The sequence below is a fragment of the Variovorax sp. GW460-12-1-14-LB1 genome (assembly GCF_059423605.1).
In genome coordinates, this window is sequence record NZ_JBWKYF010000094.1 from 1 (window position 1) to 20425 (window position 20425).

Sequence of the window (20425 nt, forward strand, 5' to 3'; positions counted from 1 at the left end):
ACCCCCATGCCCCCACGCGCCGCCACCCAGGCCTTCTTCGATCCCGCGACGGGCACGGTGTCCTACGTGGTCTGGGACCGTGCGACGAAGCGCGCCGCCGTCATCGACCCGGTGCTCGACTACGACTTCCGCTCCGGGCACACCGACACCGCGTCGGCCGACCGCCTGCTGGCGTACGTGCGCGCGCAGGCGCTGCAGGTCGACTGGGTCCTGGAGACCCACGCGCACGCCGACCACCTCTCGGGCGCGCGCCATGTGCAGTCGCAGGCCGGCGGGCGCATCGCCATCGGCGAGCACATCCGCACGGTGCAGGCCACCTTCCGCAGCCTCTACAACCTGGAACGCGACTTCCTGCCCGACGGCAGCCAGTTCGACCACCTGTTCCGGGACGGCGAGCGCTTTCACATCGGCGAGATCGAGGCGCAGGCCCTGCGCGTGCCCGGCCACACGCCGGCCGACATGGCCTACCTCGTGGACGACGCGGTCTTCGTCGGCGACACGCTCTTCATGCCCGACCTGGGCAGCGCGCGCGCCGACTTTCCGGGCGGCGACGCGCGCGAGCTCTACCGCTCGATGCGCCGGCTGCTCGCGCTGCCGCCCGAGACCACGCTGTACGTCTGCCACGACTACCCACCCGCCACGCGCGAGCCCCGCTGGCAGAGCACGGTGGCGCAGCAGCGCGCCCACAACATCCACGTGCGCGACGGTATCGGCGAAGACGAGTTCGTGCGCATGCGCACCGCGCGCGACGCCACGCTCGAAGTGCCGACGCTGATCCTGCCGTCGATGCAGGTCAACGTGCGCGGCGGCCGCCTGCCGCCGCCCGACGACAACGGCGTGGCCTACCTGCGCATTCCGCTGAACACGCTGCCGGGCCACCGCCCGCGTGCCACGCCGGGCTGAGGGCGCCGTGAACTAGCGCCGCCGCTCCACATACGGCCGCGCCTGCAGCAGCACGATCTTGTCGCCCACCGTCGCCCATTCGATGTCCTGGTCGACCGCATTGAAGGTGCGCTTCACCGCCGCGCCCACGGCGGCGAGCCGCACCACCAGTTCGTCGGTCAACACGTGGCGGCCGACTTCCACGGGCACTTCCTTCACGCCGCCGTCCTTGTCCAGCTGCAGCGCCGTCTCCTCGGCCGAGCGGCTGAGCACCTGGATGGCCTTGGACCAGCTAGAGTACATCACCTGCTCCGCCACGCGCTTGCCCTCGACCACGCGGATGCCGATGCCGCGCTTGGCCGAGATGTAGGTGACGTGCGGGTGGCCCGCGTCGAAGGGGTCGCGCGTGATCATCACGCCGGCGTTGGTCGAGTCGATGGCGGTCTGCACGAACACGCCCATCAGCACCGATTCGGCGCCGAAGCCCGCGGCGCTGCGCGCCTCCCAGGCCTCGGGGTTGAACACCGAGGCCCACACTTTCTTCACCGCGAGCTCGAGCGCATCGCCGGTCTTCACGTTGGGCACCGTGGTGTAGAGCCCCGCGCCGCTGAAGCCCGGCAGGTCTTCCGAGTTGGACGAGCTGCGCACGAACACGCCGCCCCCGCCCAGCTGCGCCTGCCACGCCGCGCGCCAGGCCGCCGCGGTGGCGGGCTCGACGGGCCATTGCACGATCTCGTCGCGCAGCTGCGCCAGCGCCTTCAGCCGCACCTGCGGGTCGCCCGCGAAGCCGGGCTGCTGCTGCATGCGCGCGATGCGCTCGGCCAGCCCGTTCGATCGCATGAAGCGGTCGTAGTGCGCGAACGGAATGCAGAAGCCGTCGGGCACGGTCGTCGAGGGAATGCGCGCGGCCAGCACCGCGCCGAGGTTGGCCGCCTTCGAGCCGCATTGCACGCTGTGCCGCGCGCGCAGCGAGGCCAGCGGCAGCAGGCGCGCCTCGCGCAGGTCCGGCTTCGCGGCCTTGCTGCCGGGCAGCGCGCCGGTGGCGGCGGCACGCGCGGCGCGCGGCGGCAGCGCGGCGATCTCTTCCGGCGTGAGGCGGCGCAGCTGGTAGCCCGATGCCGCCACCTTCAGCGCCACCCACTGGCCCGCGTGCGCCTTCAGCACCGTGGCAGCATCGCGCACGTACGCGTTCGGAATGCCCCAGCCCTTGGCCAGCAGGTTGACGTGCGACAGCGCCGTGGACGGCCGCTCGGTGAGCACGCCGGCCACCGGCGGCAGGTTGATCGGCACCTCGCGCAGCACGGCGATGTCGTCGGGCAACAGCGCATTCAGGCCCGAGGCGTCGTTCACGATGCGCACGCGGCCCGTGGCGGTGCCCAGGTTCATCGGCAGGTAGGGCTGCTCGCGGATCAGCGCCTCCTGGCTCACGAAGTCGATGCCGGCCTCCTTCGCGATGCGCTCGTGCAGCGTGGAGTTGGTCTTGAACTTCACCGGCGCGAAGAAGCTGGCCTTCACCTGCGCCTCGGCTTCGCGCAGCAGCGGCACCGTGAGCCGGTCGCCTTCCCAGAACTCGTAGGTGAAGGTGCCGATGTTCTGCTGCCAGCTCAGCGTGCCGAACAGGAAGCGGCGGTCGGGCACGAGGTAGTTGCGGTCGATCTCGCGCTTGACCGTGTTCGGCGTGAGCCGCGTGTCGCGCAGGAAGCGCACATGCAGCTGGAAGCGCGGCGTGTCGATGTAGTGCATGCGCGCCGGCTTGGCCTGCCGGTCGATCGCGAACAGCACATGGGCGAGCTGCATCGGCGTGCCGGCGTCGTAGACGCGCGCCAGCGTGTCGAAATCGCCCTGGCTGCGCAGTGCCGGCAACGAGGCGGGCACGGCGGGGCGCGGCACCAGTTGCGCGGCCGGCCCTTCGGGCTGTGGCTGGTTCTGCTGTTGGTAATACGACGGCTTGCGCGCGAGCTGCGCGCCGGCCGGCGCGACGGCCATCGCGCACAGCGCCAGGACCGGCAGCCATGCCAGTGCCGCGCCGTCCTTTTTCTTCTGCCTGTTGGAATCGTTCTTCATGGGGCCCCTCCCTCGTTGCCGACAACCGCGAATTCTCGCTGGCGGCCCGCCCCTTTTTTCGCGCGTCAGCCGCGCTACGTCGCCTGCGTCGACTGGCCGCATTGCGCGCAGAACTTCGCGCCGGGCGCCATCGCCGTGCCGCACTGCCGGCAGGCCGCGGGCAGCATCGACGTGCCGCATTGCTGGCAGAAGCGCGCACCGGCGGCGTTCACCGCGCGGCAGGCCGGGCAGGCACTGCCGCCGGGTGGCGGCGGCGGTGCGTCGCGGCCATGCCCATAGCCGCCTTGCGAGCCATGGTGCCCACCCCCACCGCCGTGGCGCGAGCCGCCGTGTCCACCGAAGAGTCGTTCGAGCATGCCCATGTGTTTCTCCCTTGCGTCGTGCAACAGGCCAGTGGCAACGTCGCCGGTGGCGATGAATTCCCGCGGGCCTGCAGACAGTGGATTCCCTGAAGCAGCTTCAGGGTCAAGCGCCCCCCGCCAAAGACCCTCGCAGGCCGCGGTGCTTCACGGCCATGCCCATGCCGAAAGCGCCGCCGCCGCCCCGCCGCTACAGTCGGCCGCAAGGAGCGTCTTTCTCATGCAACCATTCGATTTCGACCTCTTCGTCATTGGCGGCGGCAGCGGCGGCGTGCGCGCCGCGCGCATGGCGGCGCAGACCGGCGCGCGCGTCGCGCTGGCCGAGGCCGCCGAGCTCGGCGGCACCTGCGTCAACGTGGGCTGCATCCCGAAAAAGCTCTACAGCTATGCGGCCGGCTATGCCGAGTCGTTCGAGGAAGCCGAAGGCTACGGCTGGAAGCTCCCGTCGGCGCCGCAGTTCGACTGGGCGCACCTCAAGGCCCAGCGCGCCAAGGAGATCAGCCGGCTCAACGGCATCTACGGCTCACTGCTGAAAAATTCGGGCGTCACGCTCGTCACCGGCTGGGCGCAACTGGTCGATGCGCACACCGTGGAAATCGAAGGCAAGCGCCACACCGCGCGCCACCTGCTGGTGGCCACCGGCGGCACGCCCTTCGTGCCCGAGATTCCAGGCCGCGAACACATCGTGACCTCCGACGCGATGTTCGACCTCGACCCGTTCCCCCAGCGCCTGCTGGTGGTGGGCGGCGGCTACATCGCCTGCGAGTTCGCCTCGATCTTCAACGGCCTGGGGTCCAAGGTGACGCAGCTGCACCGCCGCGCCCACCTGCTCACCGGCTTCGACGACGACGTGCGCCAGTTTCTGGCCAACGAGATGGGCAAGGCCGGCGTCGACGTGCGTCTGAACTGCGAGGCCTCGTCCATCGCGCGCGGCCCCGACGGCCTCGTGGTCACGCTCGCGCGCGGCCAGCAGATCGAGGCCGACACCGTGCTCTTCGCCACCGGCCGCGTGCCCAACACGCAGGGCCTGGGCCTCGAGGCGGCGGGCGTGAAGCTCGACGACAAGGGCGCCATTGCGGTCGATGCGCACTACCGCACCTCGGTGCCGTCGATCTACGCGGTGGGCGACGTGTCGACCCGCGTGCAGCTCACGCCCGTGGCGCTGGCCGAGGCGATGGTCGTGGTCGATGCGCTGTTCGGCAAGGGCAAGCGCGGCATGGACTACGAGTTCATTCCCACCGCCGTGTTCACCCACCCCAACATCGGCACCTGCGGCTACAGCGAGATCGACGCACGCGCGAAGTTCGGCGAAGTGACCGTGTTCTCCAGCGAGTTCAAGTCGCTGCGCCACACCCTCTCGGGCCGCAGCGAGCGCACCTTCATGAAGCTCGTGGTCGACAAGAAGAGCGACCGCGTGGTGGGCCTGCACATGGTGGGCGCGGACGCGGGCGAGGTGGTGCAGGGCTTTGCGGTGGCGATGCGCGCGGGTGCGACGAAGGCGCTGTTCGACAGCACGATCGGCATCCATCCGACGGCGGCCGAAGAGTTCGTCACCATGCGCGAGCCGATGCCCGGCTAGGCGCCGGCCTGGGGCTGCTTGCCTTCCAGCAGCTTCACCATCACGAACAGCACCCGGTTCGCCGGCGTCGGCACGCCCAGCGCCTCGCCGCGCCGCACGACCAGCCCGTTGAGGTGGTCGATCTCGCTGCGCTTGCCGCGTGCGAGGTCTTGCGCGGTCGATGAGTACTGCGAGGGCATCGACTGCGCGATGCCGCGCACCGCCGCATCGACATCGCCCGGAATCACCACGCCCTCGGCCTTCGCCACCGCGAGGCATTCAGCGACCACGTCGCGGATCACGTCGGTCACGCCGGTGCCCTGCACGAGCTCGCCGTAGGGCAGCTGCGACACGGCCGACAGCGCGTTGTAGGCGCAGTTGAGCACCAGCTTGGCCCACAGCGCGCCGCGCACGTTGTCGGAAATCTGCGTGGGCACGCCGGCGGCGATCAGTGCCTGCGCGACCTCATCGCTGCGGCGCGAGGGCGCGATCACCAGCTCGCCGCGGCCGTGGTGCTTCACGTGGCCCGGCCCCGCCATCTCGGTCGCCACGTAGACCACGGCGGCGGCCACGTCGTGCGACGGCAGCGCCGCGCGCACGCGCGCGTCGTTGTCGACGCCGTTCTGCAGCGTGAGCACCAGCGCGCCGGGCGCGAGGTGTGGCTGGATCTGCGCGGCGGCCGATTCGGTGTCGGTGGACTTCACGCAGAACAGCACCAGGTCGGCGCCCTGCACGGCGCCCGCTTCGGTGCTGGCCTCGAGGCGCACCTGTTCATCGAAGGCCTTGGTCTCCAGCCGCAGCCCGTTCGCGCGCACCGCCTCCACATGCGAAGGCCGGCCGATCAGCACGACTTCGTGGCCCGCGCGCGCCAGCATGGCACCGTAGTAACAGCCGACCGCGCCGGCACCCATGACTGCGACTTTCATCGATTCGATTCCTTGGTTGTTCCGTGGCCAGAGCGTAGCGAAGACGGCCGCTTCATGCCTCGGTCTCCACGCCGCGCGACTTCTGCCCTTCGTCCATGATCCATTCGCGAAACGCCGCGAAGGCCGGCAGGTCGAGGCGGTCGGGCCGGTAGCACAGGTAGTGGCCCTGGTCGACGCGCACCGGCGTGCCGCAGGGGCTCAGCAGCGCGCCTTCGGCCAGCTCTTCCTGCACCAGCAGCTTGGGCACGAGGCCGATGCCCAGCCCGTTGAGCGCCGCCTGGATCAGCGCCGAGTACTGCGCGAAGCGCGGGCCGGCCACGGTCTGCACCTCGGGCACGCCGTGCTGCGCGGCCCACTGGCGCCAGGCGGTGGGTGCGCCCTCGTGGTGCAGCAAGGTGTGACCGACGATGTCGATGGGCTGCACGATGCGGTGGCGCCCCTCGACCAGCGCGCGCGCCACGATCAGCACGAACTCGCGCCCCGCGATGTATTCGGACACCACGCCGGGCCAGCCGTCGGGGCCGTAGCGGATGGCGGCATCGACGCCGGCCGGGATGCCGTCGCTGGGCTCCAGGTGGCGGCTGAAGCTCAGCATCACGTGGCGGCTCTTCTGGCTGAAGGCCGGCAGGCGCGGAATGAGCCACTTGGTGAGGAAGGTGGGCACGCTGGCCAGCGTGAGCAGGCCGGCGCCGGCATCGCCCGAGCGGGCCTCGAAGGTCGCGGTCTCGATGGCGCGCAGGCCGCCCGAGATCTTCTGCCAGTACACGCGCCCCTGCGGCGTGAGCTGCACGCCGCGGCCGTTCTTCTGCAGCAGCTCGCGGCCCAGGAAAGCCTCGAGCCCCGCGATCTGCTTGCTCACGGCGCTCACGGTGATGCACAGCGCACCGGCCGCGAGCGTGATGCTCTGCTGGCGCGCCACGGCGTCGAAGGCCAGCAGTTCCTGGATGGTGGGGCAGTCGCGTTTCATGCCTGGCTCCGGTTGATGAAAGTCGTGTGAAAAACACTTGCCGATTGCTCAAGTGTCGTCATCCAACTTTCACCCATAAGTGTGCATCTGCTTCCTAGAATTCGCTGGAACGCGGCAATCCGCCGTGGGCAAAAAGTAGAGCATCCGGAAAGTATGCCGGGTGCGCAAGACCTTCGGAGACACCCCCTTGATTCGCGGCATCTCGCTCGTCTACGGCCTGTACCTGCTGCTGCCCATCGCCCTGCTGGCGATCGGCAGCTTCGGCGGCAACTGGACCAACACGCTGCTGCCCACGGGCGTCACCGGGCAGTGGTATGTCGACCTGTGGCTCGACACCTCGTTCCGCAAGGCCTTCGTGAGCAGCCTCGTGGTGGCGATGGCGGCCTGCGCGATCAACACGGTGCTGGCGCTGCCGCTGGCCTATGCGCTGTACCACGGCGCCCGGCGCGGCAGCAGCATCGCGGCGCGCATCGTGAGCGCCACGCCGGTCGCGGTGCCGACCATCACGCTGGCCTTCGGCTACATGATCGTGTTCAACACCGACCTCGCCCCCTGGCTGGGCTCGATGCCGCTGCTGATCGCCGCGCACGCGATCCTCACGCTGCCCTACCTCACCAACACGCTGCTCACCGACCTGCGCCACCTGGACCTCGGGCGGCTCGAGCAGGCCGCGGCCACGCTCGGCGCCTCGGGCTGGCAGCAGTTCACCGGCATCGTGCTGCCCAGCCTGCGCCAGAGCCTGATCAGCGGGCTGGTGATGGTGGCCGCCATTTCGGTGGGCGAGTTCGGGCTGTCGAACCTGCTCACGAGCTTCCAGAACCGCACCTACCCGGTGGTGCTGCTGCAGGCCTTCTACGGCGCGACGGGCTTTGCCTGCGCGGCCACGGTGATCCTTCTCGTGCTGGCGAGCGCGTCGGCCCTTCTTTCCTCTTCTCTGGTGAAGCAGCGCGCATGAGCCTCTTACTCGACAACGTCAGCTACAACTACCCCGGCAGCGCGCACGGCCTGCACGACGTGTCGCTCGACGTGCGCACGGGCGAACTCGTGGCGGTGATCGGGCCCAGCGGCTCGGGCAAGTCGACGCTGCTCAAGCTGGTGGCGGGGCTGGAGACCGGCCACACGGGCCGCATCGTGCTCGGCGGCGACGACATGTCGCGCACGCCGGTGCACCAGCGCCACATCGGCATGGTGTTCCAGAGCTATGCGCTCTTTCCGCACCTGAGCGTGCTCGACAACGTGGCCTACGGGCTCAAGCTGCGCAAGGTGGACACGGCCCCGCGCCGCCAGCGCGCGCAGGAGCTGCTCGACATCGTGGGGCTGGGCGACCACGCGCAGCGCGCCGTGGCGCAGCTCTCGGGCGGCCAGCAGCAGCGCGTGGCCCTGGCCCGCGCGCTCGCCATCGATCCGCGCGCGCTGCTGCTCGACGAGCCGCTGTCGGCGCTCGACGCCAGCGTGCGCGGCCATCTGCGCGACCAGATCCGTTCGATCCAGCAGCGCTTCAACGCGACCACGCTGCTGGTCACGCACGACCAGGAAGAAGCGCTGGTGATGGCCGACCGCGTGGCGATGCTGAAAGACGGCCGCCTGCTGCAGATCGCCACGCCGCGCGAGATCTACGAGCACCCTGCCAGCCGCGCGGTGGCCGAGTTCGTCGGGCTCTCGACCATCCTGCCCGCCAAGGTGGCGTCGCCGGGCCGGCTCGACATGGGCTTTGCCGAACTCTTCGCCGAGACCGGCAACCGCCCCTTCGGCACGCCGGTGCATGTGCTGGTGCGGCCCGAACACATCCGGCCCGACCCGGCGCCCGACAGCGTGAACCGCCTGGCCGGTCGCACCGGCGCGCAGCGCTACCTGGGCGCGCTCACGCGCTACGACTTCGACGTGGCGGGCGCCGGAAAGCCCTTCCTCGCCGAGTCGGCCGCGCCGGCAGCCGAAGCGATTGCCATCGCCCCCGAACACCTTCGCCTGCTCGACCACTGACCTTTTCCTTCCAAGGAGCCCTCCATGCAACGCAGACATCTGATCCAGGCCGCCGGCGCACTGCCCGTGCTGGCGCTCGCGCGCACCGCCTTCGCCTTCGACGGCCCCGAGCTCTACGCGGGCGAGAAGGCGCTGTACGCCGAGGCGCAGAAGGAAGGCCTGTGCGTCTCCTTCGACACCGGCCCCGAGTGGGCCAACTGGAAGTCGCTGTTCCGCGACTTCAAGAAGCGCTACCCCGAGATCGAGCTGACCTACAACGACATCGGCTCGGCCGCGACCGTCGTCGCGCTCGAAAAGACCAAGCGCCGCCCGCAGGCCGACACCGCCTACTACTTCGCCGCCTCTGCCGTCGATGCCGCGAAGAAGGACGTGGTCGCGCCCTTCAAGCCCGTCAACTTCGACAAGCTGCCGGCCGTGTTCCGCGAGGCCGAGGGCCGCTGGTTCACCATCCACACGCTCAACATCGCTTTCCTGGTCAACAAGAAGCTGGTGAAGAACGTGCCCACCGGCTGGGCCGACCTGCTCAAGCCCGAGTTCAAGAGCACGGTGGTCTACCTCGACCCGCGCTCCACCGGCATCGGCCAGGTGCTGACCTTTGCCGCGGCGTATGCCAACGGCGGCAGCGTCGACAACGTGCAGCCCGGCACCGACTACCTGGGCAAGCTGCATGCGGCCGGCAACGTGCTGCGCGTGGAAGGCACCACGCCGTATGCCAAGTTCCTCAAGGGCGAGATCCCGGTGTGGATCAGCTACGAGAACGACGGCCTGAAGGCCAAGCACGTTGACGGCATGGGCGATGCGGTCGAGGTCGTGATCCCGAAGGAAGCCAGCGTGGCCGCGCCCTACGCCATCAGCCTGGTGAAGAACGGCCCGAACCCGAACGCCGGCAAGCTGTGGCTCAACTTCATCATGAGCGAGGCCGGCCAGTCGCTGTTCGCGCAGGGCTTCGTGCGCCCTGCCGTGCCGGGCACGCCGCTCTCGGCCGATGTCGCGGCCAAGATGCCGGCCGCGCCGCAGATCAAGCCGCTCGACGTGGTGAAGGCCTCGGAGCGCAAGGCCGAGGTCGACAAGCTCTGGGCGCAGGCCGCGCTGGGCAAGTAAGAGGCCGTGATGCGACGCTTTGGCGCCTGGCCCGCGTGGGCCTTCATGGCGCTGTTCTTCGCGGTGCCGCTGGCGGCGCTGCTGCCCGAGGCCTTCGGCGAGGGCGGCAGTGCCTTCGGGCGGCTGTTCGGCAACCCGCTGTTCCTGGGTGCGCTGCGCAACACGCTGGGCCTGGGCCTGGCGGCGGGCGCGATCTCGGCGCTGGTGGGCACCTGCATCGCCATCGAACTGGCGCGCCAGCCCGAAGGCCGGCGCCAATGGATGATGACGCTGCTGGGCCTGCCGCTCGCGTTCTCGGGGCTGGTGATCGCCTACGGCTTCATCCTCGCGTTCGGCCGCGCGGGCTTCGTGACGCAGCTGCTCGCGGGACTGGGCGCCGACCCGGCCGTGATCGGCAGCTGGATCTACAGCGTGTCGGGCCTCGGGCTGGCGTATGCCTACTACCTGATCCCGCGCGTGGCGCTGTCGCTGTACCCGGTGTTCGCCAACCTCGACCTGCGCCCGGCGCAGGCGGCGCGCACGCTGGGTGCCTCGAAGGCGCGCGCCTTCCGGGACACGGTGCTGCCCGAGGTGCTGCCCTCGGTGCTGTCGAACGCCTGCATGGTGGCCGCGATTGCCATGGGCACCTACGGCACGGCGCTGGCGCTGGTGGGCACGCAGCTGAACATCCTGCCGCTGATGCTGCTCGCGCAGGTGGGCGACGGTGGGTCCGATTTCGCGGTGGCGGCGGCCCTGTCGCTGGTGCTGATGGTGGTGTGTGTGGTCGTGATGGGAGTGGGCGATGTCTTTACACGAAGGCGCGAGCGCGGTGCTGTCGGCGCCGGTCACTGAGGCGCTGACGCGCCTGGCGCAACGGCAGTGGGGGCCGCAGCGCCACCGCCAGCCGGTGGCGATGCTCGGCCCGGGCGACGGCGGCCCGGCCGAATGCGAGGCCGCCTACGCGGTGGCGCATGCGCTGGCCGGCGCGGGCATGGCGGTGGTCTGCGGCGGGCGCGGCGGCGTGATGGCCGCGGCCTCGCGCGGCGCGGTGGAAGCCGGCGGCATCGCCGTGGGCATCCTGCCCGAGGACGACGACCGCCATGCCAACGAATGGCTCAGCGTGGCCATTCCCACCGGCATGGGCGAGATGCGCAACGGCATCATCGCGCGCAGCGGCGTGTGCCTGGTCGCCATCGGCGGCAACATGGGCACGCTGTCGGAGATGGCCATGGGCCTGAAATGGGGCAAGCCGGTGTTCGTGATGCACGGCGACGTCGCCCTGCCCGGCGCGGTGCAGGCCACCGACGTGGACGACATGCTGGCCAAGGTGCTGGCCTGCCTCTTGGACTGACCGTCGGGCCTCCCCGCCGACGCGGGCGCATTGCACAATGACGGCATGCCCTACATGCCCACCTTTGTCGCTCCCGCCCGTTTCACCGACGCCGCCGAGGCGCTCGACCAGGTCAAAGCCATCTACCAGGGCGGCCTCGCCCACCTGCGCGAATCGATGCTGCGCTTCGTCGCCGGCGAGGCGCTGCCGGGCCGGGTGCGGGCCTGCTACCCGTTCGTGCGAGTGCACACGCACACCGTCTCGCGCCACACGCCGCCGGCCAACGCCGGCCTGAGCTACGGCTTCGTGGCCGGCCCCGGCCGCTACGAGACGACGCTGACGCGGCCCGACCTGTTCTCGCGCTACTACCTCGACCAGTTCCGCCTGCTGCTGGAAAACCACCAGGTCGAGATCGAGGTGGGCACCAGCACGCAGCCCATTCCGATCCACTTCTCGTTCGCCGAGAACGACCACATCGAAGGCACGATGAGCGCCGAGCGCCGCGCCCTCATGCGCGACGTGTTCGACCTGCCCGACCTGGGCGCCATGGACGACGGCATTGCCAACGGCACCTTCGAGGCGCTGCCCGGCGAGCCGCAGCCGCTGTCGCTGTTCACGGCGGCGCGCGTCGACTACTCGCTGCACCGCCTGCGCCACTACACGGGCACGGCGCCCGAGTGGTTCCAGAACTTCGTGCTGTTCACCAACTACCAGTTCTACATCGACGAGTTCGTGCGCCTGGGCCACGAGGCCATGGCCGACGAGAACAGCGAATACATCGCCTTCATCGAGCCCGGCAACGTGATCACGCGCCGGCGCGGGCTGGCCGCGGGCCACAGCGACACCTTCGCCCACCTGCTGGACGGCAGCCAGGGCACCGCGCCGCCGCGCCTGCCGCAGATGCCGGCCTACCACCTGGTGCGCGAGGACTACAGCGGCATCACCATGACCAACATCGGCGTCGGCCCGGCCAACGCCAAGACCATCACCGACCACATCGCCGTGCTGCGCCCGCACGCCTGGATGATGCTGGGCCACTGCGCCGGCCTGCGCAACACGCAGCAGCTGGGCGACTACGTGCTGGCCCACGCCTACGTGCGCGAGGACCACGTGCTCGACGAGGAGCTGCCGCTGTGGGTGCCGATTCCGGCGCTGTCGGAGATCCAGCTGGCGCTCGAGCAGGCGGTGGCCGACGTCACGAAGTGCGAGGGCCCCGACCTGAAGAAGATCATGCGCACCGGCACCGTGGCCAGCACCGACAACCGCAACTGGGAGCTGCTGCCCGGCAACCAGCCGCAGCGCCGCTTCAGCCAGAGCCGCGCCGTGGCGCTGGACATGGAAAGCGCGACCATCGCGGCCAACGGCTTCCGCTTCCGGGTGCCCTACGGCACGCTGCTGTGCGTGAGCGACAAGCCGCTGCACGGCGAGATCAAGCTGCCCGGCATGGCCAACCACTTCTACCGCGAGCGCGTGGAACAGCACCTGCGCATCGGCATGCGCGCCATCGAGATCCTGCGCCAGGAAGGCACGACCCGGCTGCACAGCCGCAAGCTGCGAAGCTTCGCGGAAGTGGCTTTCCAGTAGGCTCCGACGCCTTTCGCTCCTTTTCCCCCCTCAGGGTTTCTCCCTGTGCGGGCGAGGGCGTGTTTGCCTTGTTTCGCGGACATCATTGGCTGTCACGTACACAACTGGAAACACGATGCGCCCGTCTTCGCTGCCTGCCGCCGCCCTTCCCCTGTCCCGCCGCCGCTTCGGCACCTGGCTGGCAGCCTCGGCCGCTGCCGCCGGTGCGGGCCAGGCCGCGCTGTGGGCCGGCAACGCCCGCGCGGCCGACGCGCCGCTGAGCAGCAAGCTGCGCATCGTCATTCCCGCCAACGAAGGCGGCGGCTGGGACCAGACCGGCCGCGCCCTCGGCGCCGCCCTGCTGGCCTCGGGCGCCGTGGGCACCGTCACCTACGAGAACATCGGCGGCAAGGGCGGCACCATCGGGCTGGCCAAATACGTCGAGAAGTACGACGCCGACCCCGAGGCGCTGCTGGTCAGCGGCATGGTGATGGTCGGCGCGGTGGCGCTGCAAAAGCCCGCCGTCACGCTGGCGCACGTGTCGCCCGTGGCCCGGCTGACCAGCGACTACGAGGTGGTCGCCGTCAAGGCCGACTCGCCCATCAAGACCCCCAAGGACCTCGTCGCCCAGCTGCGCGCCGATGCCGCCAACACCGTCATCGCGGGCGGCTCGGCCGGCGGCGTGGACCACATGTTCGCCGGCATGCTGGCGCGCGTGGCCGGCGCCTCGGCGTCGCTGAACTACCAGCCGCACCCCGGCGGCGCGCAGGTGGTCGAGGCGCTCGAGACGGGCAAGGCGGCGGTCGGCATCTCGGGCTACAGCGAATTCGCCGAGAACATCGCCAACGGCAAGCTGCGCGCCATCGGCGTGTCGTCCAAGCACCCGTTCCAGGGGATCGCCTCGGTGCGCCAGCAGGGCGTGGACGCCGACCTGGCCAACTGGCGCGGCGTGATGACGGGCAAGAAGGTGCCGCCCTACCGCCGCGGCCAGCTGCTCGAGGCGGTGCAGCGCGCCACCACGCACGACCTCTGGCAGAAGACCATCAAGCGCAACAACTGGGACCCGTACTGGATGGCGGGGAAGGACTTCGAGAGCTTTCTCGAACTCGACACGGCGATGGCCGGCCCGCTCATTTACCTGCTCAAGCTGAAGGCCTGAGCGCCTTCGCCCTCAGGCAAACAACTCCGGCATCTCGCGCTGCGCCTTCGGCGTGAGCGTGAGCGCGCGCCCGTCGAGTTCCTGCCGCACCCAGCCGCGCCGCAGCGACAGCTGCAGCCACGCGGCGCCGAGCGCGCCGCCCAGGTGCGGGCGGCGTTCGCTCCAGTCGAGGCAGGCGCAGGCGAAGCGGCGGCGCGAGCGGCGCACGGCGTCGACCTCGACGCCCAGGCTCTCCAGCGCGATGGCGCCGTCGGGCGTGAGTTCGTACGAGCCGCTCGCCAGGCCGCTGAGCCAGCCCTGCGCATGCAGCCGGTCGTGCAGCGCGACACCCGCGGTGCCGGCCATGTGGTCGTAGCAGGTGCGGGCGCTGCGCAGGCGGCTCGGCGTGTTGGGCTGGAAGGCGGTGGCCGCAGGGCGCGGCGCGCCGGCCACGACCATGAGGCTTTCGAGCGCGGCGGCCACGTCGTCGCTGGCCAGGCGGAAGTAGCGGTGCTTGCCTTGCACGAGCACCTCGACCAGCCGCTCTTCCTTCAGGCGCGCGAGGTGCGCGCTCGCGGTCGAGGCCGCCACCTCGGCCACCGTGGCCAGCTCGGTGGCAGTGCGGGCGTGGCCGTCCATCAGGCAGTTCAGCATGCGGGCACGCGCCGGCTCGGCGATGGCGCCGGCGAGGCGGGCGAGCTGGAAGTCGGAAGCGGTGGTGTCGTCCATGCGGGCATCCTAAGGCGACGCCGCATCCCACACTTCGTTCGCGACCGAAGTGTGTCGGCGGCGGCGAACGCACACTGCGCGCCATGAACACCGCCACCCTCACCCACCACCCCGCCGACCCGGTCGCCGCCGCCACGCATGCCGACCCGTACCCGTACTACGCCACGCTGCGCGACGGCCCGCCGCTCGCGTGGCACGACGGCTTGCGCGTGTGGGTCGCGAGCCGCGCCGATGTCGTCATGCAGGTGCTGCAGGCCCACGGCGCGTTGCGCGTGCGCCCCGCTGCCGAGCCCGTGCCGCGCGCGATCGTGGGCAGCCCGGCGGGCGAGGTGTTCGGCCACCTCGTGCGCATGAACGACGGCCCCGCGCACCAGGCGCACCGGCCGGCCTTGCAGCGCGCGCTGGCCGGGCTCGACCTGCAGGCGGCGCACGCCGCCGCGCTCGACGTGGCGCGGCAAGTGCCGGCGCAGGCGCCGCTGTCCGAGGCGCTGTTCTCGCTGCCCGTGCGGGCGATGGCCCACCTGCTTGGTTTCGACGATGCGACCTTGCCGCAGGTGGACCGCTGGATGCGCGACTTCGTCGCCTGCCTTTCACCGCTGTCGAACGCCGACCAGCTGCAAGCGGCGAGCGTGGCGGCCGGCGCGCTGATGAACCGTTTCGAAACCCTGAGCGCGAACGCCTCGCCGCGCGACGGCACGCTGCTGGCAGCGGTGCTGGCCGAAAGTGCCGCGAGCGCGCCGCTCTCGCGCGCGCTGCTGGCGAACCTCGTGGGCCTGCTCTCGCAGACCTGCGACGCCACAGCGGGCCTGCTGGGCAACAGCCTGATCGCACTGGCGCGCGAGCCTGCGCTGCGCCCGCTGGCGCGCACGCGCGATGGGCTGCTCACCATCGTCGAGGAGACGTGTCGCCATGACCCATCGGTGCAGAACACGCGCCGCTTCGCGATCGAGCCCGTCGAGATCGCCGGCACCTCGCTGGCGGCGGGCAATGCGGTGCTGGTGCTGCTGGCCTCGGCGCACCGCGACCCGGCGTTCAACCCCGAGCCCGACCGCTTCATGCCCGTGCGTGCGCAGCGCCGCGTGCTTGGCTTCGGCCATGGCATGCATGCATGTCCGGGGCAGGCGCTGGCTTGCACGCTGGCAGCTGCTGGCCTCGAAGCGCTGTTGCGTCAACGAAGCGCACCCGATCTCGATGCGCTCAGTTGGCACTATCGGCCGTCAGTCAACGGGCGCATTCCCGTCTTCGACTAGTCAGTGCGCGGCCCAGCGCCCCGTGCCCGCCAGGTGCGGCGACAACGCGGCCTCGCCCCAGCGCAGCGGCAGCGCGGCCGGACGGCGCAGCGCGCGGGTGACATGAAAGCGCATCAGCCGCTCCGCCCCTTCGAACGCCGCCACCTCGGGCCCCTCCGTGACGATCTCTGCCGTGGCGCTCAGGTGCAGCAGCTCTCCCGTGTCGAAATCGACGAACAGCAGACCCGCGCGCGGATGCGCCTGCAGGTTGCCCAACGTGTTGAAGAAGCGGTTGCCGTTGAAGTCGGGCACCGTGAGCACGCCGCCCGCATCGACGCGCACGAAGCCCGGCCGACCGCCGCGGTGCGACACGTCGACGCCGTGCGAGTGTGCATCGGCCGCGTCGCCCACCGCCACCGCGTCGGGGTAGGCCGTGGCGATGAACAGCGTGTCGGACGCGCCGATGAGCCGTTCGGCCGCGAGGTCGAGCGTGTCGAGCCACTGCACGGCGGGCTCGTTGGCCGGCGGTGCGGCGAACACCGGCTCGCGCGCCTGGATGTAGCGCGGGCAGTTGCCGAAGCTCTGCTGCACCTCGACCATGAAGCCCGCTGCATCGAGCGCCTCGACCGTGCCGTTCATGCGATTGCGCCGCCGCGTGTGCGGCTGGATGCCTAGCAGCCCCAGCGTGGCACCGGGCGCGAGCTGGCCGGTGAGCGGATCGCCGGCGCCCGGCAGTGCATCGATGCGCAGGTGCGTCGCGTCGGGCGAGTGCGCAAAGCCGGCGGGCGCGGCGAGCATGCTGGCCCACGGCTGCAGGTCGGCGTCGAGGCTGCCGACCACGAGGAACGGCAGCAGCGCGAAGAACTCGCGGTGCTGGTCGGGCATGTAGTCGCGGATCACGCGCGGGCCCATCGCCTCCATCTGCTCGCGCGCGCCCACGAGCGATTGCAGCGCGCGCTCGCCGGCGTGGAAGGGTGCGGCGATCATGACGCCACCGCCAGGCCGACCGGCGAACGCACCATCGGCACGAACCCGGGCAAGGCTTCCACGCGCGCCAGCCAGGCGCGCAGCTGCGGGTAGGCGTCGAGCGACACGCTGCCTTCGGGCGCATGGGCCACGTAGGCGTAGTTCGCGATGTCGGCCAGCGTGGCCGACGGCCCCGCGAGGAAGGGCTGCTCGGACAGGCAGGTCTCCATCACCGCGAGCAGCGCGTGCGAGCGCTTGACGGTCTCGGTGCGGTCGGCGTCCACGCCGAACAGCACCATGATGCGCGCCGCCGCCGGGCCGTAGGCCAGTGGGCCGGCCGCCACCGAGAACCAGCGCTGCACGCGCGCCGCGCCCACCGGGTCGCGCGGCATCCAGCGCGCCGGGTCGGGGGCGTAGCGTTCGTTGAGGTACACGAGGATGGCGTTGGAGTCGGCCAGCGTGACCTCGCCGTCCTCAATCACCGGCACCTGGCCGAAGGGGTTGCGCGCCAGGAACTCCGGCGTGCGGTGCTCGCGCTGGCGCAGGTTGAGCTCGACGATCTCGAAGGGCAGGCCCAGCACCGAGAGGAAGAAGCGCACGCGGTGCACGTGGCCCGAGATGGCGCTGCCGAAGAGCTGGATCGGCTGGGCGGGCTGGCGGGTGTTGTTGGTGCTGTTCTCGATCATGAAGAGTCCTTCGGGTGGGTATGGCCTCGATTCTTCTCTCTTCCACCAAATGAATGAATAGCCTTTTCCGGATTTGACTGCTGCGTTTTCCGGTTTAATCGCGCCATGGATCGCTTCAAGGCCATGCAGACCTTCGTGCAGATTGCCGACCAGGGCAGCCTGACCCGCGCCGCCGAGGCGCTCGGCAGTTCGCTGCCCGCCGTGGTGCGCGCGCTCGCCGCGCTCGAGGCGCATCTGGGCGTGCGCCTGTTTCACCGCACCACGCGGCGCCTGTCGCTCACCGAGGAAGGCCGCCACTATCTGCCGAGCGCGCGCGAGGTGCTGCTCGCGGCCGACGCCGCCGACCAGGCGCTGAAGGCCGAGGCGCGCGAGCCCGCGGGGCAGCTGGTCATCACCGCGCCGGTGCTGTTCGGCCACATGTACGTGGCGCCGGCCATCGTGCGTTTCATGCAGCGCCACGAGAAGGTGCGCTGCAGCGTGCGGCTGCACGACCGCACGGTGAACCTGCTCGAAGAGGGCATCGATGTCGGCATCCGCATCAGCCCGCTCGAAGACTCGTCGCTGGTGGCGCAGACGCTGGGCACCATCCGCCGCGTGGTGGTGGCCAGCCCCGCCTTCCTGGCGCAGCACGGCGTGCCGCGTCATCCGCGCGACTTGGCGGGCGCACCCTGCGTGCGCGGGCGCATCGATGCACCGTCGCAATGGGCGTTCCGCGACGGCGGCAAGACCGTGCACGTGACGCCTGACAACCGCCTGGAGTTCAACCACCTCGCGCCCGCCATCGAGGCCTGCGCCGCGGGCATGGGCTTCGGCACCTTCTTCTCGTACCAAGTGCTGCCGCACGTGGCGCAGGGTCGGCTGCAGCTGGTGCTCGAAGACTACGAGCCCGCGCCCCGGCCCGTGAGCGTGATCTACCCGAACGCGCGGCTTCTGCCGGCGCGCACGCGGGCCTTCATCGACTGGATGAAAAGCGAGTTCAGCGGGCTGCGCATGTAGCCGTGCGCCAATCGGCCGGCTGCGTCAGAATGGCCGCGTGCCATCCCACACCACCCCCTCCTCGCCTTCCTCTTCGTCCTCTTCCCCGTTGTTCCAGGTCCGTGGGCTGCGCAAGCGCTACGGCGAGACCACGGTCGTCGACGACCTCTCGTTCGAGATCGCGCCCGGCGAGTGCCTGGGCGTGATCGGGCCGAACGGTGCGGGCAAGACCACCACCATCCGCATGTGCCTGGGCCTCACCGCCCCCGACGGCGGCAGCATCGAGGCGCTGGGCCTGCAGATGCCGCGCGACGCGCTGGCCATCAAGGCGCAGCTGGGCGTGGTGTCGCAGTTCGACACCCTCGACCCCGACTTCAGCTGCGCCGAGAACCTCGTGGTGTACGGCCGCTACTTCGGCTTCAGCAAGGCGCATGTGCGTGCGCGCGTGCCGCAGCTGCTGGAGTTCGCCGCGCTCTCGCACAAGGCCGACGCCAAGCCCGGCGAGCTGTCGGGCGGCATGCGCCGGCGCCTGTCGCTGGCGCGCGCTCTGGTGAACGACCCCAAGTTGCTGCTGCTCGACGAGCCCACGACCGGGCTTGATCCGCAGGCGCGGCACCTGATGTGGGAGCGCTTGCAGGTGCTGTTGCAGCAGGGCAAGTCGATCCTGTTGACGACGCACTTCATGGACGAGGCCGAGCGCCTGTGTTCGCGTCTGCTGGTGCTCGACCATGGCCGCAAGATCGCCGAGGGCCGTCCGCGTGACCTGATTGCCGAGCATCTGGAGCCTGATGTGGTCGAGGTGTATGGCAATGGGGCGCTGTCGCTGGCCGGGTCGGCCGAGCTGCAGGCGCTGGCTGCGCGCGTGGAGGTGAGCGGGGAGACGGTGTTCTTCTATACGCAGGATGCGCGGCGTCTGCTCGATGCGCTCACGCAGCACGGCGGGCTGCGCACTTTCCATCGGCCGGCCAATCTGGAAGATCTTTTCCTCAAGCTCACTGGCCGGCAGATTCGCCAGGATGGCTAGGCCTTCTTTATGAATACAACCACTGCTTCTTCTGCTGCTGTTTCTCCCGAGGCACCTGTGCCGCCTTCACCCTCTGTGTGGCGCGCGCCTGAACTGTCGATGCGATGGTGGCCGGTGTTTTTGCGCAACCTGCTGGTGTGGCGCAAGCTGGCGCTGCCGAGCCTGATTGGGAACATCGCGGAGCCGCTGATCTGGCTCGTGGCGTTTGGCTACGGGATGGGCGCTTTGGTGGGACAGGTGACGGTGGACGGCACGCAGGTGCCCTACATCCTGTTCCTGGCGAGTGGGTCGATCTGCATGAGCGCGATGAATGCGGCGAGCTTCGAGGCGCTGTATTCGGCGTTTTCTCGGATGCATGTGCAGAAGACGTGGGACGGGATCATGAATGCGCCGGTGGGGTTGGATGACATCGTGCTTGCGGAGATGCTGTGGGCGGCGTTCAAGTCGATTTTTACTGTGACTGCGATCTTGTTTGTGATGCTGGGACTTGGAATCAGTCACAGCCCGAAGTTGATCGTGGCCTGGATGGTGTTGATTGGGTGTGGGATCACGTTTTCTTCGGTGGCACTGATCTTCAATGCGTTGGCTAAGGGGTATGACTTTTTTACGTACTACTTCACGTTGTTCATGACGCCGATGATGTTTTTGAGTGGGGTGTTTTTTCCGCTGGAGCAGCTGCCTTCTGTTGTGCGTTCTGTTGCGGCTTGGTTGCCGTTGACGAATGCTGTTGCTTTGGTGCGACCGTTGTTCATGGATCGGTGGCCTGAGGGGTGGTGGGTGCATGCGGGTGTGTTGGCTTTGTATGCGGTTGTTGCTTTCTGGATTGCTTTGGCGTTGACTCGGAAGAGGTTTCGGGGGTGATGTTTAGGGCGCTATCTGGTTTGCTTCCCGAGGCCGGGTCTCGGCCCGGCGGCCGACCTACTTTTCTTTGCTTCGCCAAAGAAACGTAGGCAAAAGAAAGGCGACCCT

General features: G+C 69.8%; 20 protein-coding genes. 13 read left to right on the forward strand and 7 right to left on the reverse strand.

All coding sequences use genetic code 11. From position 1 onward, the window contains the following. Positions 1-6: 6 nt before the first annotated feature. Positions 7-903, forward strand: coding sequence for an MBL fold metallo-hydrolase (locus AC07Y4_RS29535; RefSeq protein ID WP_495275500.1), 897 nt, complete (start codon positions 7-9; stop codon positions 901-903). A gap of 12 nt (positions 904-915) precedes the next feature. Here the strand turns inward: AC07Y4_RS29535 and AC07Y4_RS29540 are convergent, their stop codons facing one another. Together AC07Y4_RS29540 and AC07Y4_RS29545 are read right to left on the reverse strand one after the other, a co-directional pair. Beyond that, positions 916-2946, reverse strand: coding sequence for a PEP/pyruvate-binding domain-containing protein (locus tag AC07Y4_RS29540; protein WP_487847435.1), 2031 nt, complete (start codon positions 2944-2946; stop codon positions 916-918). A gap of 74 nt (positions 2947-3020) precedes the next feature. Further along, a complete protein-coding gene (locus tag AC07Y4_RS29545; protein WP_487847436.1) occupies positions 3021-3302 on the reverse strand; it encodes a double zinc ribbon domain-containing protein in 282 nt (93 codons plus the stop codon). A gap of 223 nt (positions 3303-3525) precedes the next feature. Between AC07Y4_RS29545 and gorA the strand changes: the two genes are divergently transcribed. Then, complete coding sequence (gene gorA / locus AC07Y4_RS29550; RefSeq protein WP_487847437.1) at positions 3526-4884, forward strand: glutathione-disulfide reductase; 1359 nt, start codon at positions 3526-3528, stop codon at positions 4882-4884. On the opposite strand, the gene AC07Y4_RS29555 is transcribed toward gorA, so the two are convergent. Continuing rightward, complete coding sequence (locus AC07Y4_RS29555) at positions 4881-5789, reverse strand: ketopantoate reductase family protein (RefSeq protein WP_487847438.1); 909 nt, start codon at positions 5787-5789, stop codon at positions 4881-4883. The two genes, gorA and AC07Y4_RS29555, sit on opposite strands and share 4 nt — an antisense overlap. Positions 5790-5841: 52 nt before the next feature. Continuing rightward, a complete protein-coding gene (locus tag AC07Y4_RS29560) occupies positions 5842-6756 on the reverse strand; it encodes a LysR substrate-binding domain-containing protein (RefSeq protein WP_070061858.1) in 915 nt (304 codons plus the stop codon). Between the two features lie 187 nt (positions 6757-6943). Here AC07Y4_RS29560 and AC07Y4_RS29565 point away from each other — a divergent pair, with 187 nt between their 5' ends. The 7 genes from AC07Y4_RS29565 to AC07Y4_RS29595 all read left to right on the forward strand — a co-directional run bounded on the left by AC07Y4_RS29565 (position 6944) and on the right by AC07Y4_RS29595 (position 13868). Beyond that, positions 6944-7711 (forward strand): ABC transporter permease, encoded by a 768-nt coding sequence (locus AC07Y4_RS29565; RefSeq protein WP_070061918.1) that lies wholly within the window; start codon positions 6944-6946, stop codon positions 7709-7711. Next, on the forward strand, positions 7708-8736 hold the full coding sequence (locus tag AC07Y4_RS29570; RefSeq protein ID WP_070061857.1) for an ABC transporter ATP-binding protein: 1029 nt from the start codon (positions 7708-7710) through the stop codon (positions 8734-8736). Before AC07Y4_RS29565 ends, AC07Y4_RS29570 begins: the two co-directional genes overlap by 4 nt. A gap of 24 nt (positions 8737-8760) precedes the next feature. Further along, the gene (locus AC07Y4_RS29575) at positions 8761-9837 is read left to right on the forward strand and encodes an extracellular solute-binding protein (RefSeq protein ID WP_095950273.1); all 1077 of its coding nucleotides are present in this window, start codon (positions 8761-8763) and stop codon (positions 9835-9837) included. 9 nt (positions 9838-9846) lie between these two features. Next, positions 9847-10668, forward strand: a complete 822-nt coding sequence (locus tag AC07Y4_RS29580) for an ABC transporter permease (RefSeq protein ID WP_062481405.1) — start codon at positions 9847-9849, stop codon at positions 10666-10668. Further along, positions 10619-11167, forward strand: a complete 549-nt coding sequence (locus AC07Y4_RS29585) for a TIGR00725 family protein (RefSeq protein ID WP_062481403.1) — start codon at positions 10619-10621, stop codon at positions 11165-11167. Before AC07Y4_RS29580 ends, AC07Y4_RS29585 begins: the two co-directional genes overlap by 50 nt. Positions 11168-11212: 45 nt before the next feature. Beyond that, positions 11213-12730 (forward strand): AMP nucleosidase, encoded by a 1518-nt coding sequence (locus AC07Y4_RS29590; RefSeq protein WP_487847440.1) that lies wholly within the window; start codon positions 11213-11215, stop codon positions 12728-12730. A 115-nt stretch (positions 12731-12845) separates the two neighbouring features. Further along, positions 12846-13868 (forward strand): Bug family tripartite tricarboxylate transporter substrate binding protein, encoded by a 1023-nt coding sequence (locus tag AC07Y4_RS29595; RefSeq protein WP_487847441.1) that lies wholly within the window; start codon positions 12846-12848, stop codon positions 13866-13868. Positions 13869-13880: 12 nt separating this feature from the next. Here the strand turns inward: AC07Y4_RS29595 and AC07Y4_RS29600 are convergent, their stop codons facing one another. Beyond that, on the reverse strand, positions 13881-14576 hold the full coding sequence (locus tag AC07Y4_RS29600) for an ArsR/SmtB family transcription factor (protein ID WP_070061854.1): 696 nt from the start codon (positions 14574-14576) through the stop codon (positions 13881-13883). Between the two features lie 83 nt (positions 14577-14659). Between AC07Y4_RS29600 and AC07Y4_RS29605 the strand changes: the two genes are divergently transcribed. Continuing rightward, on the forward strand, positions 14660-15826 hold the full coding sequence (locus AC07Y4_RS29605) for a cytochrome P450 (protein ID WP_487847442.1): 1167 nt from the start codon (positions 14660-14662) through the stop codon (positions 15824-15826). Here the strand turns inward: AC07Y4_RS29605 and AC07Y4_RS29610 are convergent, their stop codons facing one another. Both AC07Y4_RS29610 and AC07Y4_RS29615 read right to left on the reverse strand, forming a co-directional pair. Further along, positions 15827-16792: a flavin-nucleotide-binding protein gene (locus AC07Y4_RS29610; protein WP_487847443.1), complete on the reverse strand. Its 966-nt coding sequence runs from the start codon at positions 16790-16792 to the stop codon at positions 15827-15829. Next, positions 16789-17457, reverse strand: a complete 669-nt coding sequence (locus AC07Y4_RS29615) for a glutathione S-transferase family protein (RefSeq protein ID WP_487847444.1) — start codon at positions 17455-17457, stop codon at positions 16789-16791. Before AC07Y4_RS29615 ends, AC07Y4_RS29610 begins: the two co-directional genes overlap by 4 nt. A 105-nt stretch (positions 17458-17562) precedes the next feature. Here AC07Y4_RS29615 and AC07Y4_RS29620 point away from each other — a divergent pair, with 105 nt between their 5' ends. The 3 genes from AC07Y4_RS29620 to AC07Y4_RS29630 are packed head-to-tail and all read left to right on the forward strand — an operon-like array spanning position 17563 to position 20317. Then, positions 17563-18453, forward strand: a complete 891-nt coding sequence (locus AC07Y4_RS29620; protein WP_062481103.1) for a LysR family transcriptional regulator — start codon at positions 17563-17565, stop codon at positions 18451-18453. Positions 18454-18490: 37 nt separating this feature from the next. Beyond that, positions 18491-19456: an ATP-binding cassette domain-containing protein gene (locus AC07Y4_RS29625; protein WP_062481101.1), complete on the forward strand. Its 966-nt coding sequence runs from the start codon at positions 18491-18493 to the stop codon at positions 19454-19456. Between the two features lie 9 nt (positions 19457-19465). Beyond that, positions 19466-20317: an ABC transporter permease gene (locus AC07Y4_RS29630; protein WP_354347339.1), complete on the forward strand. Its 852-nt coding sequence runs from the start codon at positions 19466-19468 to the stop codon at positions 20315-20317. The last annotated feature ends 108 nt before the right edge of the window (positions 20318-20425 follow it).

Bases quoted from the DNA above. Each gene is read 5' to 3' on its own strand.
- AC07Y4_RS29535 (WP_495275500.1), top strand. From the start codon at position 7: ATGCCCCCACGCGCCGCCACCCAGGCCTTCTTCGATCCCGCGACGGGC.
- AC07Y4_RS29540 (WP_487847435.1), bottom strand. From the start codon at position 2,946: ATGAAGAACGATTCCAACAGGCAGAAGAAAAAGGACGGCGCGGCACTG.
- AC07Y4_RS29545 (WP_487847436.1), bottom strand. From the start codon at position 3,302: ATGCTCGAACGACTCTTCGGTGGACACGGCGGCTCGCGCCACGGCGGT.
- gorA (WP_487847437.1), top strand. From the start codon at position 3,526: ATGCAACCATTCGATTTCGACCTCTTCGTCATTGGCGGCGGCAGCGGC.
- AC07Y4_RS29555 (WP_487847438.1), bottom strand. From the start codon at position 5,789: ATGAAAGTCGCAGTCATGGGTGCCGGCGCGGTCGGCTGTTACTACGGT.
- AC07Y4_RS29560 (WP_070061858.1), bottom strand. From the start codon at position 6,756: ATGAAACGCGACTGCCCCACCATCCAGGAACTGCTGGCCTTCGACGCC.
- AC07Y4_RS29570 (WP_070061857.1), top strand. From the start codon at position 7,708: ATGAGCCTCTTACTCGACAACGTCAGCTACAACTACCCCGGCAGCGCG.
- AC07Y4_RS29575 (WP_095950273.1), top strand. From the start codon at position 8,761: ATGCAACGCAGACATCTGATCCAGGCCGCCGGCGCACTGCCCGTGCTG.
- AC07Y4_RS29580 (WP_062481405.1), top strand. From the start codon at position 9,847: ATGCGACGCTTTGGCGCCTGGCCCGCGTGGGCCTTCATGGCGCTGTTC.
- AC07Y4_RS29585 (WP_062481403.1), top strand. From the start codon at position 10,619: ATGTCTTTACACGAAGGCGCGAGCGCGGTGCTGTCGGCGCCGGTCACT.
- AC07Y4_RS29590 (WP_487847440.1), top strand. From the start codon at position 11,213: ATGCCCTACATGCCCACCTTTGTCGCTCCCGCCCGTTTCACCGACGCC.
- AC07Y4_RS29595 (WP_487847441.1), top strand. From the start codon at position 12,846: ATGCGCCCGTCTTCGCTGCCTGCCGCCGCCCTTCCCCTGTCCCGCCGC.
- AC07Y4_RS29600 (WP_070061854.1), bottom strand. From the start codon at position 14,576: ATGGACGACACCACCGCTTCCGACTTCCAGCTCGCCCGCCTCGCCGGC.
- AC07Y4_RS29605 (WP_487847442.1), top strand. From the start codon at position 14,660: ATGAACACCGCCACCCTCACCCACCACCCCGCCGACCCGGTCGCCGCC.
- AC07Y4_RS29610 (WP_487847443.1), bottom strand. From the start codon at position 16,792: ATGATCGCCGCACCCTTCCACGCCGGCGAGCGCGCGCTGCAATCGCTC.
- AC07Y4_RS29615 (WP_487847444.1), bottom strand. From the start codon at position 17,457: ATGATCGAGAACAGCACCAACAACACCCGCCAGCCCGCCCAGCCGATC.
- AC07Y4_RS29620 (WP_062481103.1), top strand. From the start codon at position 17,563: ATGGATCGCTTCAAGGCCATGCAGACCTTCGTGCAGATTGCCGACCAG.
- AC07Y4_RS29630 (WP_354347339.1), top strand. From the start codon at position 19,466: ATGAATACAACCACTGCTTCTTCTGCTGCTGTTTCTCCCGAGGCACCT.